The organism is Pseudaestuariivita atlantica, assembly GCF_001205715.1.
Classification (GTDB): Bacteria; Pseudomonadota; Alphaproteobacteria; order Rhodobacterales; family Rhodobacteraceae; genus Pseudaestuariivita; species Pseudaestuariivita atlantica.
Map to the genome: position 1 here is coordinate 171,204 of NZ_AQQZ01000005.1, position 20,018 is coordinate 191,221.

Annotated in this window: 16 protein-coding genes; 8 read left to right on the plus strand and 8 right to left on the minus strand. The window is 65.2% G+C overall.

What is annotated here, in order from left to right; translation table 11 throughout:
- The first annotated feature begins 19 nt into the window (after positions 1-19).
- Complete coding sequence (locus ATO11_RS12850; protein ID WP_050531294.1) at positions 20-664, plus strand: RNA-binding protein; 645 nt, start codon at positions 20-22, stop codon at positions 662-664.
- Positions 665-3,148 carry a translation initiation factor IF-2 gene (gene infB / locus ATO11_RS12855; protein ID WP_050531295.1) on the plus strand — a complete coding sequence of 828 codons (2,484 nt, stop codon included), beginning with the start codon at positions 665-667 and terminating at the stop codon, positions 3,146-3,148.
- 393 nt (positions 3,149-3,541) lie between these two features.
- On the opposite strand, the gene ATO11_RS12860 is transcribed toward infB, so the two are convergent.
- Genes ATO11_RS12860 through ATO11_RS12870 form a run of 3 tightly spaced genes read right to left on the minus strand, consistent with a single transcriptional unit; the run spans position 3,542 to position 6,043 of the window.
- Positions 3,542-3,943 carry a (deoxy)nucleoside triphosphate pyrophosphohydrolase gene (locus ATO11_RS12860; protein WP_050531296.1) on the minus strand — a complete coding sequence of 134 codons (402 nt, stop codon included), beginning with the start codon at positions 3,941-3,943 and terminating at the stop codon, positions 3,542-3,544.
- 1 nt (position 3,944) lies between these two features.
- A complete protein-coding gene (gene argJ / locus ATO11_RS12865) occupies positions 3,945-5,165 on the minus strand; it encodes a bifunctional glutamate N-acetyltransferase/amino-acid acetyltransferase ArgJ (protein WP_050531297.1) in 1,221 nt (406 codons plus the stop codon).
- Entirely contained in the window at positions 5,165-6,043 is an 879-nt protein-coding gene (locus tag ATO11_RS12870) for a peptidylprolyl isomerase (RefSeq protein ID WP_050531298.1), read from the minus strand. Before ATO11_RS12870 ends, argJ begins: the two co-directional genes overlap by 1 nt.
- Before the next feature lie 169 nt (positions 6,044-6,212).
- Here ATO11_RS12870 and secA point away from each other — a divergent pair, with 169 nt between their 5' ends.
- From secA to ATO11_RS12885, 3 genes are all read left to right on the plus strand, one after another.
- Positions 6,213-8,933 (plus strand): preprotein translocase subunit SecA, encoded by a 2,721-nt coding sequence (gene secA / locus ATO11_RS12875; RefSeq protein ID WP_050531299.1) that lies wholly within the window; start codon positions 6,213-6,215, stop codon positions 8,931-8,933.
- A 126-nt stretch (positions 8,934-9,059) separates the two neighbouring features.
- Positions 9,060-10,013 (plus strand): hypothetical protein, encoded by a 954-nt coding sequence (locus ATO11_RS12880; protein ID WP_050531300.1) that lies wholly within the window; start codon positions 9,060-9,062, stop codon positions 10,011-10,013.
- 21 nt (positions 10,014-10,034) lie between these two features.
- Positions 10,035-11,594, plus strand: a complete 1,560-nt coding sequence (locus ATO11_RS12885; RefSeq protein ID WP_050531301.1) for a phosphate ABC transporter substrate-binding/OmpA family protein — start codon at positions 10,035-10,037, stop codon at positions 11,592-11,594.
- Between the two features lie 8 nt (positions 11,595-11,602).
- Here the strand turns inward: ATO11_RS12885 and radC are convergent, their stop codons facing one another.
- From radC to dnaK, 3 genes are all read right to left on the minus strand, one after another.
- Complete coding sequence (radC, locus tag ATO11_RS12890; RefSeq protein ID WP_050531302.1) at positions 11,603-12,352, minus strand: RadC family protein; 750 nt, start codon at positions 12,350-12,352, stop codon at positions 11,603-11,605.
- A gap of 62 nt (positions 12,353-12,414) precedes the next feature.
- Positions 12,415-13,566: a molecular chaperone DnaJ gene (dnaJ, locus tag ATO11_RS12895; protein WP_050531303.1), complete on the minus strand. Its 1,152-nt coding sequence runs from the start codon at positions 13,564-13,566 to the stop codon at positions 12,415-12,417.
- Positions 13,567-13,634: 68 nt separating this feature from the next.
- On the minus strand, positions 13,635-15,539 hold the full coding sequence (gene dnaK / locus ATO11_RS12900) for a molecular chaperone DnaK (protein WP_050531304.1): 1,905 nt from the start codon (positions 15,537-15,539) through the stop codon (positions 13,635-13,637).
- Positions 15,540-15,753: 214 nt separating this feature from the next.
- Here dnaK and ATO11_RS12905 point away from each other — a divergent pair, with 214 nt between their 5' ends.
- The gene (locus ATO11_RS12905; protein WP_050531305.1) at positions 15,754-16,380 is read left to right on the plus strand and encodes an alpha-ketoglutarate-dependent dioxygenase AlkB family protein; all 627 of its coding nucleotides are present in this window, start codon (positions 15,754-15,756) and stop codon (positions 16,378-16,380) included.
- Here the strand turns inward: ATO11_RS12905 and ATO11_RS12910 are convergent.
- Positions 16,374-16,994 carry a COG3650 family protein gene (locus tag ATO11_RS12910; protein ID WP_050531306.1) on the minus strand — a complete coding sequence of 207 codons (621 nt, stop codon included), beginning with the start codon at positions 16,992-16,994 and terminating at the stop codon, positions 16,374-16,376. The two genes, ATO11_RS12905 and ATO11_RS12910, sit on opposite strands and share 7 nt — an antisense overlap.
- Positions 16,976-17,800 carry an ABC transporter permease gene (locus ATO11_RS12915; protein WP_050531307.1) on the minus strand — a complete coding sequence of 275 codons (825 nt, stop codon included), beginning with the start codon at positions 17,798-17,800 and terminating at the stop codon, positions 16,976-16,978. The genes ATO11_RS12910 and ATO11_RS12915 overlap by 19 nt, the downstream gene beginning before the upstream one ends.
- Before the next feature lie 166 nt (positions 17,801-17,966).
- Here ATO11_RS12915 and cysQ point away from each other — a divergent pair, with 166 nt between their 5' ends.
- On the plus strand, positions 17,967-18,737 hold the full coding sequence (gene cysQ / locus ATO11_RS12920; RefSeq protein WP_110553694.1) for a 3'(2'),5'-bisphosphate nucleotidase CysQ: 771 nt from the start codon (positions 17,967-17,969) through the stop codon (positions 18,735-18,737).
- Positions 18,738-18,753: 16 nt separating this feature from the next.
- Positions 18,754-20,004 carry a glycosyltransferase family 2 protein gene (locus ATO11_RS12925; RefSeq protein ID WP_050531309.1) on the plus strand — a complete coding sequence of 417 codons (1,251 nt, stop codon included), beginning with the start codon at positions 18,754-18,756 and terminating at the stop codon, positions 20,002-20,004.
- Positions 20,005-20,018: the final 14 nt, after the last annotated feature.

Here is a 20,018-nt window from a genome sequence, read left to right on the forward strand (position 1 = left end):
CGGACCGCGACGCTGCGACTTGAGCCGCGGGGGCAAATCCAGGGACCGGACGGACGGACCCGAACGCAAGTGCATCGTCACGGGCGAGGTGCAACCGAAGTCCGGCCTTGTGCGTTTCGTGGTGTCGCCGGATGGCACGATCGTGCCGGATGTGGCGGGCAAGCTGCCCGGACGCGGCATGTGGGTCAGCGCGACGCGGGACGCCGTGGAAAAGGCCGCGTCCAAGGGCCAGTTCGCCCGCGCGGCACGCAGCAAGGTCACGGTGCCCGACGGGCTTGCTGACCTTGTGGAACAGGCTTTGGCGCGGCGCCTGATCGACCTGATCAGCATGGCGCGCAAATCCGGCGACGCGATTGCCGGGTACGAGAAGGTGAAGACCGCGCTCGACAAGGAAGAGGTCAAGGTGCTGATCCAAGCCTCGGACGGGTCAGAGCGCGGAAAGGGCAAGCTCAACACGCCGCGTGACGGGCGCTGGCTGGGCTGGTTGACCAGTGACGAGCTGGGTCTGGCATTCGGGCGACAGGCGGTCATTCATGCCGCCATTCGCTCTGGTGGACTCAGCCGACGTGTTATAGAGGAAGCGCAACGCCTCAAAGGCATGCGCGCCGATGTGCAATCAGGCGCAAACGGTGGGACCGCCCGCCGGAAAGGACAGACGGACTAGATGAGCGACAACGACGGCAAAAAAACCCTCGGACTGCGCAGTGGCGCCCGCTCGGGCAATGTGAAGCAAAGCTTCAGCCACGGCCGCACGAAGAACGTCGTGGTGGAAACCAAGCGCAAGCGCGTCGTCGTGCCCAAACCGGGCGCGGCCAACAAGCCTGCGACGGGTGGGGCACCGACCTCGGGCAGCGGCAAGCGGCCCGCGGGCATTTCCGATGCCGAGATGGAACGCCGCCTGAAGGCCGTGCAGGCCGCCAAGGCGCGTGAAGCCGACGAAGCCGCCAAGCGCGAGGCCGAGGAAAAGGCCCGCGCCGAAGAGCGCGAGCGTCGCCGCGAGGAAGCCGAAGCCAAGGAACGCGCCGAGCGCGAGCGCGAGGAAGCGCTGAAAGCCAAGGCCGAGGAAGAGGCACGCCAGAAACGCGAGGCCGAAGAGGCCGCGAACCGCGCCGCCGCCGCACCCGCTCCGGAGAAAGCAGACACCCGTGGGCCCGCCCGCCCGTCGGGCGGCGCCGCACAGCCGGGCCGCAAGAGCGAGCGCGAACGCGAGCAGGACCGCAAGGGCGGCAAGGGTGGTCGCGACGATGGCCGCCGGTCGGGCAAGCTGACGCTGAACCAGGCCCTGCGCGGCGGCGAAGGTGGCCGCCAGAAATCCATGGCCGCGATGAAGCGGAAGCAGGAGCGCGCGCGCCAGAAGGCGATGGGTGGCCAGGTCGAGCGCGAAAAGGTCGTGCGCGACGTGCAACTGCCCGAAACCATCGTGGTGGCCGAACTTGCCAACCGGATGGCCGAACGCGTGGGCGACGTCGTCAAGGCGCTGATGCAGAACGGCATGATGGTCACGCAGAACCAGACCATCGACGCGGACACCGCCGAACTCATCATCGAGGAATTCGGCCACAAGGTCACCCGCGTGTCGGATTCGGACGTGGAACAGGTGATCGACCAGGTCGAGGACAGCGAGGGCGATCTGAAAGCCCGCGCGCCCGTCATCACCATCATGGGTCACGTCGACCACGGCAAGACCTCGCTTCTGGACGCGATCCGCAACGCGAAGGTCGTCGCGGGTGAGGCAGGGGGCATCACCCAGCATATTGGCGCCTACCAGGTCGAACAGAACGGTCACAAGCTGACCTTCCTCGACACGCCGGGCCACGCGGCCTTCACCTCGATGCGCTCGCGCGGTGCGCAGGTGACCGACATCGTCGTGCTGGTGGTTGCCGCGGATGACGCGGTGATGCCGCAGACGGTCGAGGCGATCAACCACGCCAAGGCGGCGCAGGTGCCGATGATCGTGGCGATCAACAAGATCGACCGCCCCGAGGCGAACCCGACCAAGGTCCGCACCGATCTGCTTCAGCACGAAGTGATCGTCGAAGAGCTGTCGGGCGAAGTGCAGGACGTCGAAGTGTCGGCGATCACCGGTCAGGGCCTCGACGATCTGCTGGAAGCGATCACGCTTCAGGCAGAGATCCTCGAACTGAAGGCGAACCCGGACCGGGCCGCCGCAGGCGCGGTGATCGAAGCGCAGCTGGACGTGGGCCGTGGCCCTGTCGCCACCGTTCTGGTGCAGAACGGCACGCTCAAGCAGGGCGATATCTTCGTCGTGGGCGAGCAGTGGGGCAAGGTGCGCGCGCTGATCAACGACCAGGGCGAACGCGTCGAAGAAGCCGGGCCGTCGGTGCCGGTGGAGGTTCTGGGCCTCAACGGCACGCCCGAAGCGGGCGACGTGCTGAACGTGGTCGAAACCGAAGCGCAGGCGCGCGAGATCGCCGCCTACCGCGAACAGGCCGCCAAGGATAAGCGCGCAGCCGCCGGTGCCGCCACGACGCTCGACCAGCTTCTGGCGAAGGCCAAGGAAGACGAGAACGTCAAGGAACTGCCCATCGTCGTGAAGGCGGACGTGCAGGGTTCGGCCGAAGCCATCGTTCAGGCGATGGAGAAGATCGGCAACGACGAGGTGCGCGTGCGCGTGCTGCACTCGGGCGTCGGCGCGATCACCGAAACCGACGTGGGCCTGGCCGAAGCCAGCGGCGCGCCGATCATGGGCTTCAACGTCCGTGCCAACGCGCCCGCCCGCAACTCGGCCAACCAGAAGGGTCTGGAGATCCGGTATTACAGCGTCATCTACGACCTCGTGGACGACGTGAAGGCCGCCGCGTCCGGTCTGCTGAGCGCGGAGATCCGCGAGAACTTCATCGGCTATGCCGAGATCAAGGAAGTCTTCAAGGTGTCGGGCGTCGGCAAGGTTGCGGGCTGTCTGGTGACCGAGGGCGTGGCCCGCCGGTCCGCCGGCGTGCGCCTGCTGCGCGACAACGTTGTGATCCACGAAGGCACGCTGAAGACGCTGAAGCGCTTCAAGGACGAAGTGGCCGAGGTCCAGTCCGGCCAGGAATGCGGCATGGCGTTCGAGAATTACGACGACATCCGCCCCGGCGACGTGATCGAGATTTTCGAACGCGAGGAAGTGACGCGCACGCTGACCTGACCTTTGCGGGCATCACGACAAGACAACAAAAAAGGCCTCGGATCTCTCCGGGGCCTTTCTTTTCGGTTCACGATCAGCCTGGAAGAAATCGCGCGACCGAAAGGGTAGCGCGCATCTCAGGCGGCAGGGACACCTGCGAACAGGCGATCACCCACGCGAACTGCAATGCGTCCATCGGAAAATTTCCGGACGAACACGCCTTGCACGGACACGCAGCTTCCCAGAATTACAGTCTTAAGCATACCGGATCTCCCCAAATCTCGGTCGTGTGAGGTTAAGTTAGTCGGGCCTTGCAGAAGTGCAAACAGAAAGTTCCAAAACTGGACACTTTTTTGACACATTTTTCTCAAAATTTCGTCAAAGCGTCGAAACGCGGTGCATTTCCAAGTTCCTTCAAAGCCAATCGCGCAAAATCGGGATCAGCGGGATGTCGGCAGGGGGCATCGGCAGCGATTTCAGGTCGCGCGGTGCCACCCATTTAAGCACCTGCCCTTCCTTGGGGCGGGGAACACCCTCCCATTTCCGGCAGGCGAAAAGCGGCATGAGCAGGTGAAACGACTCGTAGCCGTGCGACGCGAAGGTCAGCGGAGCGAGGCACGAGGCCCACGTGTCGATCCCCAATTCCTCGTGCAATTCGCGGATCAGGGCGGCTTCGGGCGTCTCGCCCTCTTCGACCTTGCCGCCCGGAAATTCCCACAGACCGGCCATCGACTTGCCTTCGGGGCGTTGCGCCACCAGCACGCGACCGTCGCGGTCGATCAGGGCCACGGCCGAGACAAGAACAACTTTCGCCATGTCAGGACCGATAGTCGGCATTGATCGAGATGTAGCCGTGCGTCAGGTCGCAGGTCCACACGGTCGCCTGCGCATCACCGACGCCCACGTCGACGGCGATCTGCAATTCCGCGTTCTTCATGTAGGCGGCGCCATCCTCTTCGCGGTAGCCGGGTGCGACCCAGCCTTCGGTGGCGACGAGGATATCGCCGAACCGGATCGACAGGCGATCGCGATCCGCCGCCGCACCGGATTTGCCGACCGCCATGACGACGCGGCCCCAGTTGGGGTCCTCCCCCGCGATGGCGGTCTTGACCAGCGGCGAATTGGCGATGGACAGGCCGATCTTGCGGGCCTCCGCCTCGCTTTCGGCCCCTGTCACGGTGATCTCGACGAACTTGGTCGCGCCCTCGCCGTCCCGCACCACCTGATGCGCGAGGTCGAGCATGACGTCGTGCAGCGCGGCCTCGAAGGCGTCGTCCGCATCGACGCCCGACGCCCCGGTCGCCGCAACAAGCAGCGTGTCCGAGGTCGACGTGTCGCTGTCCACCGTGATCGCGTTGAAGGTCCGGTCGCACAGCCGCCGGACCATGTCCTGCAACCTGTCCTGTTCGATCCGCGCGTCGGTGAAGATGTAGACGAGCATCGTCGCCATGTCGGGCGCGATCATGCCCGAGCCCTTGGCGATCCCGGCAATCGTGACCTCCCCGCCCGACAGCGAAACGCGCCCTCCGGCGCCCTTGGCGAAGGTGTCGGTGGTGCGGATCGCGTCCGCCGCCGCTTCGAAATCGCCGGATCCCAGTTGCGCGACCATCTGGTCGAGCGTCGCGGTGATCCTGTCATGCGGCAAGGGTTCGCCGATCACGCCGGTGGAGGAGGTGAAGACGCGGCCGATCTCGGCACCGGTCGCGATGGCGACCGCCGTCGTGACCGCCTCGACCGCGGCGACGCCGTTGCGGCCGGTGAAGGCATTGGCGTTGCCCGCGTTCACGAGGATCGCGGCGGGGCCGGACGGGTCACCACCCAGCTTCGCCTCGCAATCCAGAACCGGCGCGGACCGGGTACGCGAGCGGGTGAAGGTGCCGGCGACCACCGAACCGGGGTCAAGCACCGCCAGCATCACGTCGTCCCGACCGCGGTATTTCACGCCTGCCGCCGCCGTGGCGAGCCGAAGGCCGGCCACGGAGGGAAGGTCCGGAAAGCTGGCGGGCGCGAGCGGAGAGCGCGGAGGAACGCCGCCCATTATTCGTCCAGCAGGTCCGTCCGGGTCACGACGGCAGGATCGATCGTTTCCAGGTCGAGCCGCGTGATATCGGCCGCAGCGGTGCGGGCATCCACGTGCGCGCGCACGGCTTCTTCACGGATTTCGCCGGCAAGCTCGTCCCGCACGTCGTCAAGCGACGGTCCGGGGAGGTCGCGCACCTCGTTCATCTTGATGACGTGCCAGCCGAACTGGGTCTGCACCGGGGCCGACACCTCGCCGGGGGCGAGTGCGATGACCGCTGCCTCGAACGACGGCACCATGGCCCCTTCGCCGAACCAGCCAAGAAGGCCGCCGTTGGGCCCCGACGGGCCGGTCGACTTTTCCTTGGCCAACTCGGCAAAGTCGGCGCCTTCCGCCAGCATCTCTACCAACTCCCGCGCCTCTTCCTCGGTCTCCACGAGGATGTGGGAGGCGTTGTATTCCTGCTTGACCGGCGCGTCGGCATAGCGCGCGTCATAGGCGGCCTGCAGCGCCTCGTCGGTCACCGCACTGTTTGCCACGGCTTCAAGCGCCTGCCCTGCAAGGATGGTCCGTTTCTCGTTTTCCAGCGCGACGCGCGCCCGCTTGGGCAATTCGTCGCCGTCCGTATCGTTCACGGCAGCCTGCTGGATCAGCTGGTCGAGGATACCTGACAACAGCACGTCTTCGCCGAGGTTCTGGTATTCCGGCGGCAGGCCCGCGCGGATCACGATGACGTGGCCAAGCGTGATGTCCTGCCCGTTCACGGTGGCCAGAACGGTGTCGGCGGTTGCCTCGATCATGGCGGGCGCTTCGGCGTCCGTCGTCGTTTCCTGCGCGGTGGCGGACAGGGCGAGCGACATCGCCGCGCCGGCGAGGAAAATGCTGAATCGGGTCATATGGGAACAGGTCCTCATCGATCGGGCGGACCACCTTGGGCCCGCGTTGACACGGGGTTTCCCGACCCTTACATCGCGTTGGACTGCATAGGGTGGGCCTTTGACCAAACCCTTATGAGGAACACTCGCGACGTGCAAGACAACGGCGCGCAAGAGGATCGGAACGCGCATGTTCGGCAAACTGGCCAAGGCGGTTTTTGGAACCCCCAATGACCGCAAGATCAAGGCGACGCGCCCGCTGGTCGAGAAGATCAACGCGCTGGAACCCGAGTTCGAGAAGCTGACCGACGACGAGATCAAGGACCGCACCGAGGCGCTGGCGAAACGCGCCATGGGCGGCGAGAGCCTTGATGACCTGCTGCCCGAAGCCTTCGCCAATTGCCGTGAAGCGGCGAAGCGCGCGCTTGGCCTGCGCGCGTTCGACGTGCAGCTGATGGGCGGGATATTCCTGCACCAGGGCAACATCTCGGAAATGAAGACGGGTGAGGGCAAGACGCTGGTCGCCACCTTCCCCGCCTACCTGAACGCGCTCAGCGGCAAGGGCGTGCACGTCGTCACCGTGAACGACTACCTCGCCAAGCGGGACGCGGAGTGGATGGGCAAGGTCTTTGCCGCGCTCGGCCTGACGACCGGCGTCGTCTACCCGCAGCAGCCCGAGGACGAGAAGAAGGCCGCCTATGCCTGTGACGTGACCTATGCCACGAACAACGAGCTGGGCTTTGACTACCTGCGCGACAACATGCGCTCCTCCCTCGAAGAGATGAGCCAGCGCGGGCACAACTTCGCCATCGTCGACGAGGTCGACTCGATCCTGATCGACGAGGCGCGCACGCCGCTCATCATCTCGGGCCCGGCGCAGGACCGGAGCGACCTGTATATCGCCATCGACCGCCTGATCCCCGACCTGAACGACGATCATTACGAGATCGACGAAAAGACACGGAACGTGTCCTTCACCGATGACGGCAACGAGTTCCTCGAAGAGCACCTGCACGCGCGCGGCCTGCTGCCGGAAGGCCAGTCTCTGTACGATCCGGAATCCACCACCGTCGTGCACCACGTGAACCAGGGCCTGCGGGCGCACAAGCTGTTCACCAAGGACAAGGATTACATCGTCCGCGACGGGCAGGTCGTGCTGATCGACGAATTCACCGGCCGCATGATGGCGGGCCGCCGCCTGTCGGACGGCCTGCACCAGGCGATCGAGGCGAAGGAAGGCTGCGACATCCAGCCCGAGAACGTGACGCTCGCCAGCGTGACCTTCCAGAACTACTTCCGCCTGTACGACAAGCTGTCGGGCATGACCGGCACCGCCGCGACCGAGGCGGAGGAATTCGCGGAAATCTACGGCCTGGGCGTCGTGGAAGTCCCGACCAACCGCGAAATCGCGCGGATCGACGAGGACGACCAGGTCTTCCGCACCGCGCGCGAGAAATACGACGCCATCGTCGACACGATCAAGGAAGCGCATGAAAAGGGCCAGCCGGTCCTCGTGGGCACAACTTCGATCGAGAAATCAGAGATGCTGTCGGCGATGCTCAAGGAAAAGGGCCTGCCGCACAACGTCCTGAACGCACGCCAGCACGAGCAGGAGGCGCAGATCGTCGCCGATGCGGGCAAGCTGGGCGCGGTCACCATCGCGACGAACATGGCGGGCCGTGGCACCGACATCAAGCTGGGCGGCAATGTCGAATTCCAGATCATGGAAGCCATCGCTGCCGATCCCGAAGGCGACCCCGAAGAGATCCGCGCGCGGATCGAAGAGGCGCACAAGGGCGAAGAACAGAAGGTCAAGGATGCGGGCGGGCTGTTCGTTCTGGCCACCGAACGTCACGAAAGCCGCCGCATCGACAACCAGCTGCGCGGCCGGTCGGGCCGGCAGGGCGATCCGGGCCGGTCCTCGTTCTACCTGTCGCTCGAAGACGACCTGATGCGCATCTTCGGGTCGGAACGGCTGGACAAGGTTCTGAAGACGCTGGGCATGCAGGAGGGCGAGGCCATCGTTCACCCGTGGGTGAACAAGTCGCTGGAACGGGCGCAGGCCAAGGTCGAGGGACGCAACTTCGACATCCGCAAGCAGCTTCTGAAGTTCGACGACGTGATGAACGATCAGCGCAAGGTGATCTTCAGCCAGCGCCGCGAGATCATGGAAGCCGACGACCTGAGCGAGATCGTGACCGACATGCGGCACGAGGTGATCGACGACCTGGTCGATCAGTACCTCCCGCCCAAGACCTATGCCGACCAGTGGGACATGCACGGCCTTTACGCCGCCACGATCGAGCACCTTGGCATCGACGAGCCGGTCATCAAGTGGGGCGACGAGGACGGCGTCGACGACGAGGTCGTACGCGAACGCCTGCAGGATGCCTCTGACAAGCTGATGGCCAAGAAGGCGGTCGATTTCGGCGCCGAGAACATGCGCAACATCGAAAAGCAGGTCCTGCTTCAGACCATCGATGCCAAGTGGCGCGAACATCTTCTGACGCTGGAACACCTGCGGTCGGTCGTGGCCTTCCGCGGCTATGCCCAGCGCGATCCGCTGAACGAATACAAGTCCGAAGCCTTCCAACTGTTCGAGTCGATGCTGGAAAGCCTGCGCGTGCAGGTGACCCAGCAACTGGCCCAGATCCGTCCGCTGACAGAAGAAGAGCAGCGCCAGATGATGGAACAGATGATGGCCCAGCAGGCGCAGTTGAAAGCGCAGGCCGACGCCTCACAGGCCGGGCAACCGGGTCAGACCGAAGGCGATCAAGCCGCCGCCGGGCCGACCGCCGCCGAGGGGTTCGACGAAAATGACCCCGCGACCTGGGGCAACCCCGGCCGGAACGATCCCTGCCCCTGCGGTTCGGGCAAGAAATTCAAGCACTGTCACGGCAAACTGGCCTGACGCCCCCGCGCGGGGCGTCCAGAAAATGCCACAAAAGGGCCGCTTGTCTTGCCAAGAGCGGTCCAACGAGCGCCGGTATTAACCATTACGTCTGTCCTTGGACCAAACCGTGTCCCGGAGCCAGACATGCTGCTTTTGAACCGCAATGCACTATTGGGCCTGACCCTGATCGCCGCTCTTGGTATCGGCTTTGTCATGCAATACGTGGTTCAACCGCGCACGGCGAGCGCCCCGCCGGAGCCGCTGGAAGTGACCGACATCACCCTGACGGCCTCGATGGCCGCGCCGCGGGACATGGCCGTTCCGCGCCTGCCAGACACGCCGGTGCGCGTTGCTGCGGACACTACGACTCTGCCCGCGCCCGCGCTTCCCGAAGAATCCGCGGCGCCGCAACCGGCCTGCCCGATCACGCTGGAGGCCGCGCCGCGACCCGCTGCCATGGTCGCACTGAAACTCAAGGCGGACTGCCTCGCCGGTCAGCGCGTGACGATCCACCACAATGGCATGATGTTTGCCGACCGGACCGACGCGGACGGCGCGTTGTCGATCACGGTTCCCGCGCTGGCCCCGAAAGCCGTTTTCATCGCGTCCTTCCCGTCAGGCGACGGAGCCGTGGCGCAGATCGACGTCGCGTCGCTCAAGGCCTATGACCGCATCGTCGTGCAATGGAAGGGCCGCGATACCGGCATCGGCCTGCACGCGCTTGAATACGATGCAGCCTACTGGGCCGAAGGCCATGTCTGGGCCGACGCGCCCGGAACGACCCGCGCCACCGCCGAAGGCAAGTCCGGCCTGATGACCCGGCTTGGCGTCGCCGACGATGACGAGGCGCTTCTGGCCGAGGTCTATACCTTCCCGTCCCGCATGGCTGACATTCCGGGTGCCGTGAACCTGAGCGTCGAGGCCGAGGTGACGCAGGCCAATTGTGGTCGGCAGGTGGATGCACAGACGCTGGAATACCGGCAGGCGGGCGCGCTGCGCGTGCAGGACCTGACCCTGTTCATGCCCGATTGCGATACCGTGGGTGATTTTCTGGTGTTGAAAAACCTGATCGAAGACCTGACAATCGCCGCGAAGTGAACCGGCTTTCGCGGGGGTTGAATGTCAGGATGGCGTGCGGCGGTCTCTGCCGCACTTTTTCTTTGGGGCTGGGCTTTTGCCGCCACCGCGCAGGACGTCACGCTGACTTCGCAGGATGGCGCGGTCACGATTAACGGCACGCTTCTGGGGTTTGACGGCGAGTTCTACCGGGTCGCGACGACCTATGGCGAGCTGACAGTCGACGGGTCCGGCGTGCAATGCGACGGCGTCGGGTGCCCGAACCTTGGCGCCTATGTCGCCCGGATGCGGCTATCGGGCAGCGCCGTCATCGCCGAACGGGTCATGCCCCTGCTGGTGGAGGCCTTTGCCCGCGCCTCGGGCTTCCGGTCAGAGCGGAGCGTCGCAGGTGACGACCGGGTGGAATACGCCCTGTTCGACCCGCGCGAGGATCGCGTGGTAGCGCGCTTCACCTTCCGCGCCAGCACGACCGAGGAAGGCTTTGCCGACCTGCTGGCGGACGAGGCCGACGTGGTGATGGCCTTGCGGGCCGTCCGGCTGGGCGAGGTCCGGCTGGCGCGCGATGCGGGCCTTGGCGACCTGCGCGAGGCCAACCGGAGCCGCGTGCTGGCACTGGATGGCCTTGTCCCCATCGTGGCGCCCGGCAACCCGCTCGACACGATCTCCTTGCCCGACCTGGCCCGTGTCCTTGCCGGGGAGATCGACAACTGGGCGCAACTGGGCGGCGAAGACGCCCCGATCGAGGTGTATGTCCCCGCGCCCGGCACCGGGCTCGCGCAATCCATGACCGACCGGGTGCTGTCGCCCGCGCGGGCCCGTCCCGGCCCCGACGTCGTCACGCGCAATTCCAACCGGGAGTTGGTCACCGACGTGTCGGGCGACGCGTTGGCCCTTGGCATCGCAAGCTATGCCAACCTGGGTAATGCCAAGCCGCTGACGCTGACCGGCAGATGCGGCTTCTCGCTCGCCGCCTCCCGGCAGACCATCAAAACCGAGGATTACCCCCTCACCGCGCCGATGTTCCTGTACCTGCCCGCGCGGCGGCTGCCGAAACTCGCGCGCGATTTCCTTGCCTACACCCGCAGTCCGCTGGCCCAGATCGTGATCCGGCGCGCCGGGCTGGTCGACCAGGCGCCGGAAGAGATCCCGTGGGACGCACAGGGTGACCGGCTGGTCAACGCCGTGTCCGTAGCGGGCACCGAATTCGGCCTGCCGGAGTTGCAGGAGATGGTCGCGACGCTGGCGGGGCGCAAACGCCTGTCGATCTCCTTCCGGTTCGAGGTTGGCTCGTCACGGCTTGACGCGCAGTCGAACTCGAACGTGCAACAGCTTGCCCGAGCGCTGGAGGCGGGGCGGTACGACACGCGGGACCTGCTGTTTGCCGGGTTCTCGGACGGGAACGGGGACGCGAAAGCCAACCGCCGCATCGCCCAAAGCCGCGCGGATGCCGTGCTGCGCGCGGTGAGGGACGCGGCCGAGACGGCGGATTTCTCTCGCCTTGCGCTTCGCGCGGCCTCCTTCGGGGAGATGATGCCGATGGCCTGTGATGACACCAGCTGGGGCCGGTCGGTCAACCGGCGGGTCGAGGTCTGGCTGAAGTAGAGCCGCGCTTACAGCAACCCTTCGGAGCGGAAGCTCAATTCCCGAGACTTGCCGACGATCAGGTGGTCGTGGACGGTGATGCGCAAAGCCTCTGCCGCGGCCACGATCTGCGAGGTCATCGCGATATCGTCGCTGCTGGGCGTCGGATCGCCTGACGGGTGATTGTGGACAAGGATCAGGGCCGACGCGTTCACTTCCAGGGCCCGTTTGACGACCTCGCGCGGGTAGACCGGCACGTGGTCGACCGTGCCCTGCCCCTGCGCCTCGTCCGCGATCAGCACGTTCTTGCGATCAAGGTAAAGGACGCGGAACTGTTCGGTATCGCGGTGCGCCATCGTCGTGTGACAGTAATCGACCAGCGCATCCCATGAGCTGAGGACATGGCGCTGCATCACCCGCGCACGACTGAGCCGATGCGCGGCGGCCTCCACGATCTTCAGCTCCGTGATCACGGCCTCGCCCACGCCGTCGACATCCGACAGGCGCGCGGCAGGGGCGGACAGGACGCGGTTGAAATCGCCGAACACCTCGAGCAACCGCCGCGCCAGCGGTTTCACGTCCTGCCGGGGGATCGCGCGGAACAGGACGAGTTCAAGCAGTTCATAGTCGGGCATCGCATCCGCGCCGCCGGTGAGAAACCGTTCGCGCAGCCGTTTGCGGTGATCCCGGATATAAGACGGCTGTCTGCCGGTCGCGGGAGCGGCAACGGGTTCGTCGAACGGAAGTTGGGCTTCGGCGAAATAAGACGATCGGGCCATGCGATCACGCTGGCCCGATTCTGGTTAACGACCGATTAAGGGCTATGCGCCCCGGTGCCGGGTCAGCCTTTCATGCTGTCCCAGAACTCCTTGATGGACTTGAAGAAGCTGGAGCTTTCGGGATTGTTTTCCTCGCTCAGCTTCTCGAATTCCTTCAGCAGCTCTTTCTGGCGCGACGTCAGGTTCACCGGCGTCTCGACCGCCAGTTCGATGAACATGTCGCCCTTGCCCGCACCGCGCAGCGCCGGCATGCCCTTGCCCCGCAGGCGCATCTGGCGACCCGACTGGCTGCCCGCAGGGATCTTCACCCGCGCGCGGCCGCCATCGATTGTCGGAACCTCGATGTCACCGCCCAGCGCGGCCGAGGCCATGGACACCGGCACGCGACAGAAGAGGTTCATCCCATCCCGTTCGAAGATCGGATGCTTCGCGACCTCGATGAAGATGTAGAGGTCCCCGGCGGGCCCACCGCGCATCCCGGCTTCGCCTTCGCCACCAAGGCGGATGCGCGTGCCCGTCTCCACCCCGGCCGGGATGTTGACGCTGAGCGCGCGGTCCTTTTCGACGCGGCCCTGCCCGCCGCAGGTGGCGCAGGGGTTCTTGATGATCTGGCCGAGACCCGAACAGGTCGGACAGGTGCGTTCGACGGTGAAGAACCCCTGCTGCGCGCGGACCTTTCCCATGCCCGAACAGGTCGGGCAGGTCGTGGGCTCGGCCCCGCCTTCGGCACCGGATCCCTCGCAGGATCCGCATTGCACCGAGGTCGGCACCTGGATGGTCTTTTGCAGGCCGGTGAAGGCTTCTTCGAGCGTGACGCGCAGGTTGTAGCGCAGGTCCGACCCGCGGGCAGCACGGTTGCGACCGCCACCGCGGCCGCCGCCCATCATGTCGCCGAACAGGTCGTCGAACACGTCCGAGAAGGCCGAGGCGAAATCGCCCTGCCCGTGGAAACCGCCACCCGGACGTCCGCCACCGCCGCCCATGCCGCCTTCGAACGCGGCATGACCGAACCGGTCATAGGCCGCCTTCTTGTCGGCGTCGCGGAGCACTTCATAGGCCTCGTTGGCCTCCTTGAACTGCTCTTCGGCGTTGGGGTTGTCGGCGTTGCGGTCGGGGTGAAGCTCTTTCGCCTTGCGGCGATAGGCTTTCTTGATCTCGTCGGCGCTCGCGCCCTTCTGGACGCCGAGGATGTCGTAGAAATCGCGTTTCGACATGAAACTGGTCCCTCCTTCGAAGGCCCGGACAGGCCGGGCCCTGACGGGCCCGGCTCAGCCAGCGGCGCTCAGGCGCGCTTGCTGTCGTCCAGATCCTCGAAATCGGCGTCGACGATATCGTCTTCGTCCGGGCCCGCGTCGGCTGCCGAAGGCTCTTCGCCCTCTTCCTGGCTTGCCTTGTAGATCGCTTCACCCAGCCGCATGGACGCCTCGGTCACGTTCTGGATGCCCGACTTGATCTTGTCGACATTGTCGGTTTCCAGCTCGTCCTTGAGCGCGGCGATGGCCAGTTCGATCGCTTCCACGGTCGACGGGTCCACCTTGGAGCCATGCTCTTCGAGCGCCTTCTCGGTCGAATGGACAAGGCTTTCGCCCTGGTTCTTCGCCTCGACCAGCTCCTTGCGGGCCTTGTCGGCTTCGGCGTTCTCCTCGGCGTCCTTGACCATCTTGTCGATGTCTTCGTCCGACAGACCGCCCGAGGCCTGGATCGTGATCTTCTGCTCCTTGCCGGTGCCCTTGTCGGCGGCGCCCACGGACACGATGCCGTTGGCGTCGATGTCGAAGGTCACCTCGATCTGGGGCATGCCGCGCGGCGCGGGCGGGATGTCTTCCAGGTTAAACTGGCCGAGCATCTTGTTGTCGGACGCCATTTCACGCTCACCCTGGAACACGCGGATGGTCACCGCGTTCTGGTTGTCCTCGGCGGTCGAGAAGATCTGGCTCTTCTTGGTCGGGATCGTGGTGTTGCGGTCGATCAGGCGGGTGAACACGCCACCCAGCGTCTCGATCCCCAGCGACAGGGGCGTGACGTCCAAGAGGACCACGTCCTTGACGTCACCTTGCAGAACACCGGCCTGGATGGCGGCGCCCATGGCAACGACCTCGTCCGGGTTCACACCCTTGTGCGGCTCTTTCCCGAAGAACTTGGTCACCTCTTCGATGACCTTCGGCATCCGGGTCATACCACCGACCAGAACGACCTCGTTGATGTCCGACGTGGACAGGCCCGCATCCTTCAGCGCGGCCTTGCAGGGCTTCAGCGACGCCTTGATCAGGTCACCGACCAGCGATTCCAGCTTGGCACGGGTCAGCTTCATGACCATGTGCAGCGGCTGGCCGTTCGACCCCATCGAGATGAACGGCTGGTTGATTTCGGTCTGCGAGGACGAGGACAGTTCGATCTTGGCCTTCTCGGCCGCCTCTTTCAGGCGCTGCAGGGCCATCTTGTCCTGCGTCAGGTCGACCTGGTTCTCTTTCTTGAACTCGTCGGCAAGGTAGTTGACGATCCGCATGTCGAAATCTTCACCACCAAGGAACGTGTCCCCGTTGGTCGATTTCACTTCGAACAGGCCGTCGTCGATTTCGAGGATGGTCACGTCGAACGTACCACCGCCAAGGTCATAGACGGCGATCGTCTTGGTTTCGTCCTTGTCGAGGCCATAGGCCAGCGCGGCAGCGGTCGGTTCGTTGATGATCCGCAGGACTTCGAGGCCCGCGATCTTGCCGGCATCCTTCGTCGCCTGACGCTGCGCGTCGTTGAAATAGGCGGGCACGGTGATGACGGCCTGCGTCACGTCCTCGCCCAGGTACGACTCGGCGGTTTCCTTCATCTTCTGCAGGATGAAAGCAGAGATTTGCGACGGCGAATACTTCTCACCCTTGGCTTCGACCCACGCGTCGCCATTGCCGCCATCGACGACGTTGAAGGGGAGGTTCTTCTTGTCTTTCTTGAGGTGCGCATCGTCCACGCGACGACCGATCAGGCGTTTGACGCCGAAGATCGTGTTGTCGGGGTTGGTGACGGCCTGCCGTTTGGCGGGCTGACCGACGAGGCGCTCGTCGTCCGTGAAGGCGACGATGGACGGCGTGGTGCGCGCGCCCTCGGCATTTTCGATGACCTTCGGCTGAGACCCGTCCATGATGGCCACGCACGAGTTGGTGGTGCCGAGGTCGATACCAATGACTTTAGCCATGTTTCTTCGATCCCTTTTTGACTTCAAGGCGATGACTCGAAGGGCAGACCCATTTTGGCATCCTGACCCCCCGAATGGTGAATGACAGTGCGGCCATGGCCCACTGCCAGCGTCCGGGCGTATATAAGGAGGCCAAACTTGCCCTGCAACCGGCGCGGGCAACAGTTTGCGGCAAATTAGTCACATTTGCCGACAGGCATGGAAAGGGGACAGCATGGCACCCGTCACGGTGCGAGATTTCGTTGTGTTCCAGGGGTACCTGGACCGGTCGGCGCAGGCCGCGATGGTCGAGGATATCCGGCAGGTTGCGAGCGTCGCGCCGTTCGTTCAGCCACAGACGCCGTCGGGTCGGAAGATGTCTGTTCGGATGACAAGCGCCGGGCGCCTTGGATGGGTCACGGACCGCCGCGGATACAGGTACGAGGCGACCCATCCATCGGGCGTGGAATGGCCCCCGATCCCGTCCGCGATCCTGAAGCTCTGGCAGGATGTCACGTCGCTCGACCGCACGCCGGATTGCTGCCTTGTGAACTATTACGGCGAGGGCGCGCGGATGGGCATGCACCGCGACCATGACGAGGGCGATTTCTCGTGGCCGGTCGTGTCGGTGTCCCTTGGGGACGAGGCGCTGTTCCGCATGGGCGGGTCCGAGCGGGGCGGCAAGACCGAGTCGATCTGGCTGAAATCGGGGGACGTGGTGGTGATGGGCGGTCCGGCGCGGCTGAAGTATCACGGCGTGGATCGCCTGCGGTTCGGGTCATCGACACTGTTGCCCCGGGGCGGGCGGATCAACCTCACCCTGCGCGTCGTGTCACCGCCCGCCGACGGCAGCGGTCACTGAAGCGCGACCGAGCAGCAGCCGCTCAGCTGTACCGCCTGGCCACCGCGCAACACGATCAGGTCCACATCAAGGCCATAGGCCCGGTCCGACATCCCGTCATTGCACATCTCGCGCCGCACGACGCCGTGCAGGTCGCGCAGAACTTGGGTGGCGATGAAGGAATAACGGTCGGTCCGGCCGGAGGCGCGCTGCGTCGTCAGGATGTCGAACCCGACCACGTCGCCCGGCGTGCTGAGCCCCGCTTCGCCCGCCTCAAGGGTGAGCGACCAGAACGGTTCCGTCCCGAAGCAGGTCAGCGGCTGCGGCAGGTCGCTATCCGGCTGGCCTGGCACGCGGGACAGGAAAGACAGATGCGCCCAGCCCGATTGCTCGCCGGTATTGACCCGGCCCCAGCGGCCATCGGCGCTTGTCTCCACCACTTCGACATTGCGGGCGGCGAACGACAGGGCACCGACGATGGGCGCGCCCGAAGACGGGGCGGCGCGTATGTTCAACACGTCGTCCGACGCGACGTTCGCGACGTCGAACAGGGCGGGCAAGGCGGTTTGCGCGGTGGCGGCAGCGGCGCTCCACACCAGCAGGACAAGGGACAGGATCAGCCGCGCGCGGACCATGAGGCGGACACCTTCTTCCGTGTGTAGAATTCGGCCATCAGGCCGATCATCAACAGGATGATGCCCACTGTCAGCGGATATTCAATGGAGGAATTCCGCGGGTTGTAGTTGATGAAGGCAAAGCCGCGCGACTGGTCGATGGCGTGGAACAGCGGGTTCCAGTCGAACATCGCCAGCATGAAGGGCGGCAGGGTGTTGGCCACGAACATCTTGCCCGACGCGATCATGTTGGCGCGCTGATAGACTGTCGAGATGATGTTGACGACGGTCGGAGCCCACGGCTTGGCCGCAAGCACCACAAGGCCCAGCGCGCATCCCGTGAACCACGCCAGGAGCACCATGGCGAGGCATCCGATCGGATCCTCGATCTCGAACGGGGTGAAGGCCACGTGGTAGATGAACAGCACAAGGAACATCGACAGAAGCTGGATATAAAGGGAGCCCAGCGCCGCCGACAGGATCGCCACCATCGTGTTCATCGGCGCGTGCTGCATCATGGGTGAGGCGGGCCCCTCGGACCCGGCCACCGCGCCCATCGCCTTGGTGTGGGTCATGTAAAGGAAGATGCCCGACATCACGTAGATCAGGAAGTCGCCCCGGATCGCCGAACCGCGAATGCTGAGGATCGTGAACATGAAGTAGAACGCGACGACCAGCAGGATCGTCTGCATCATGTTGATGAAAAGCGACATCAACGGATTGCCGTGCGTCTTCCGGATGTCGCGCACGATGGAATGGTAGATGAGCTCCAGCATGCCGACGACCGTCGTCAGCGTGGAATGCCGTTTGTCCGTTCGCTCAAACATCTGCCTCTCACCCTGTGCGGGGATGGGATTTGACAGGGAAATCTTGCCGTCCCCTTAAGCGCGCAGCATAAGGGGCACGCGGGTTCAGATCAATTCCGCCCCGGAGCGTGTCCGGGCTTTCCCACAGGGAGTGACATTTTTGGACTACACAGCATTGGTCGATACCATGCGCCGCCTCGCCCTCGAAGCGGGCGACGTGATCATGGAAATCTACAATTCCGACGATTTCGACGTGAAGGTGAAATCCGACGAAAGCCCGGTCACCGCCGCCGACGAAGCCGCCGACGCGCTGATTTCCGCCGGATTGCGCGCCGCCTTTCCCGACGTGATGCTGGTGACCGAAGAGCAGGCCGCGTCGCACACGCAGTCGGGCGACACGTTCCTGATCGTCGATCCGCTGGACGGCACCAAGGAGTTCATCCACCGCCGCGGCGATTTCACCGTCAATATCGCGCTGGTGGAAAACGGCGTGCCGACCCGTGGCGTGGTGTACGCACCCGCAAGGAACCGCCTGTTCTATACCACCGCCGACGGCCAGTCGGTCGAGGAAACCGGACCATTCGACAAGGCGGCACCCGGCGCGACCTCGCCCATCTCGGTCGCGGACAGCGACAATGCCGCGCTGATGGTCGTTGCCTCGAAATCGCACCGCGATCAGGCGACGGACGACTACATCAACAAGTACGCCGTCAAGGACATGAAAAGCGCGGGATCGTCGCTGAAATTCTGCCTTGTCGCCACTGGTGAGGCCGACATCTACCCGCGCCTTGGCCGCACGATGGAGTGGGATACGGCCGCGGGCCACGCCGTGCTGGCCGGTGCCGGTGGCGAGGTCGTCCGGTTCGACGACCTGACGCCCCTGCGCTACGGAAAGGACACCTACGCCAACCCGTTCTTCATCGCGCATGCGCCCGGCGTGACGCTGCAGGAAAGCTGAACCGGAGCCGCGCGGCATGGCAACCCTTCCCGCAAGCGTGGTGGTTGTCAGCCGTGGGCGCGCTGGGGCGCTGACCCTCTGCCTCACCGGGCTGGTGCAGCAGGATCATCCGTCGTTCGAAATCGTCGTGGTCGCCGACCGTCCCGGTCTGGCGGCGCTGACTGCGTGGGAGGACAGGACCGGGCGGACCGGCCAAATCAAGGCGGTGGCCTTCGACGAGCCCAACATCTCGGTCGCGCGCAATCTGGGGGTCGAGCAGGCAGCGGGCGACGTCGTGGCATTCATCGACGACGACGCGGTGCCCGAACCCACGTGGCTGCGCCACCTGTGCGCACCGTTCGAAGAGTCCGACACGATCCACGCCGCGGGTGGCTACGTCCGGGGACGAAACGGCATTTCGTACCAGTGGCGGGCGCAAAGCGTCGACCGCACCGGCGCGACGGTTCCAATCGCGCTGGACGGCGATACCCCCACGGCGCTTTCGCCGTCGCCCACGCAGGCGATCAAGGTCGAGGGGACGAACATGGCCTTCCGCCGCGCCACGCTGGCGGAACTGGGCGGGTTCGACCCCGCCTATCGCTATTACCTTGACGAGACCGACCTCGTGATGCGGCTCGCGGCCAGAGGAGGCGAAACCGCCATCGTGCCACTGGCCGAGGTGCATCACGGCTACCTCGCCAACGCCACCCGCAACGCAAGCCGCGTGCCGACCGACATGACGCAGATCGGCGCGAGCCTTGCGGTTTTCCTGCGCCGCCACGCGCCACGGCACCAGATCGACGCCGCGCGCGCCCGCATGCGCGGCGATCAGCGCAGGCGGCTGTTGCGGCACATGGTCACCGGCCCGCTCGACCCGTGGGGCCTGCAGCGCATCCTGCACAGTTTCGATACCGGGTTCGAAGAAGGCGAGGCCCGCGCGTTGGAGACGCTGCCGGCGTTGCCCCATGCCGCGCGGCCCTTTCAGCCGATACCGCGCCTTGCGGATACGCCGCCGCTTGTCCTGTCCGGGCGGTCGTGGCAGCGCGGCGCGCTGATGGAACAGGCCGCGAGGGCGGTCGAAGAAGGGCGCCGCGTGACGGTTTTCTGCCTGTCGCCCACCGCGCTTTACCACCGGGTCCGGTTCGTGGAGCCGGGCATCTGGCTGCAGACGGGCGGCCTGTTCGGTCGCAGCGACCGCGATCAGCCCTTGTTCCGGGTATGCGGATTTGCCTCCCGCGTGGAAAAAGAGACCCGCAGAATCTCGCCACAACGCGGTATTTTGGCCTGAAACCGGGAACAATC

What these genes read in the sequence shown, in the direction of transcription:
- dnaK (WP_050531304.1), bottom strand. Translation starts at nt 15,539, where the DNA reads ATGGCTAAAGTCATTGGTATCGACCTCGGCACCACCAACTCGTGCGTG.
- ATO11_RS12870 (WP_050531298.1), bottom strand. Translation starts at nt 6,043, where the DNA reads ATGACCCGATTCAGCATTTTCCTCGCCGGCGCGGCGATGTCGCTCGCC.
- dnaJ (WP_050531303.1), bottom strand. Translation starts at nt 13,566, where the DNA reads ATGTCGAAACGCGATTTCTACGACATCCTCGGCGTCCAGAAGGGCGCG.
- infB (WP_050531295.1), top strand. Translation starts at nt 665, where the DNA reads ATGAGCGACAACGACGGCAAAAAAACCCTCGGACTGCGCAGTGGCGCC.
- secA (WP_050531299.1), top strand. Translation starts at nt 6,213, where the DNA reads ATGTTCGGCAAACTGGCCAAGGCGGTTTTTGGAACCCCCAATGACCGC.
- ATO11_RS12885 (WP_050531301.1), top strand. Translation starts at nt 10,035, where the DNA reads ATGTCAGGATGGCGTGCGGCGGTCTCTGCCGCACTTTTTCTTTGGGGC.
- ATO11_RS12905 (WP_050531305.1), top strand. Translation starts at nt 15,754, where the DNA reads ATGGCACCCGTCACGGTGCGAGATTTCGTTGTGTTCCAGGGGTACCTG.
- argJ (WP_050531297.1), bottom strand. Translation starts at nt 5,165, where the DNA reads ATGGGCGGCGTTCCTCCGCGCTCTCCGCTCGCGCCCGCCAGCTTTCCG.
- ATO11_RS12880 (WP_050531300.1), top strand. Translation starts at nt 9,060, where the DNA reads ATGCTGCTTTTGAACCGCAATGCACTATTGGGCCTGACCCTGATCGCC.
- ATO11_RS12860 (WP_050531296.1), bottom strand. Translation starts at nt 3,943, where the DNA reads ATGGCGAAAGTTGTTCTTGTCTCGGCCGTGGCCCTGATCGACCGCGAC.
- ATO11_RS12915 (WP_050531307.1), bottom strand. Translation starts at nt 17,800, where the DNA reads ATGTTTGAGCGAACGGACAAACGGCATTCCACGCTGACGACGGTCGTC.
- ATO11_RS12925 (WP_050531309.1), top strand. Translation starts at nt 18,754, where the DNA reads ATGGCAACCCTTCCCGCAAGCGTGGTGGTTGTCAGCCGTGGGCGCGCT.
- cysQ (WP_110553694.1), top strand. Translation starts at nt 17,967, where the DNA reads ATGCGCCGCCTCGCCCTCGAAGCGGGCGACGTGATCATGGAAATCTAC.
- radC (WP_050531302.1), bottom strand. Translation starts at nt 12,352, where the DNA reads ATGGCCCGATCGTCTTATTTCGCCGAAGCCCAACTTCCGTTCGACGAA.
- ATO11_RS12910 (WP_050531306.1), bottom strand. Translation starts at nt 16,994, where the DNA reads ATGGTCCGCGCGCGGCTGATCCTGTCCCTTGTCCTGCTGGTGTGGAGC.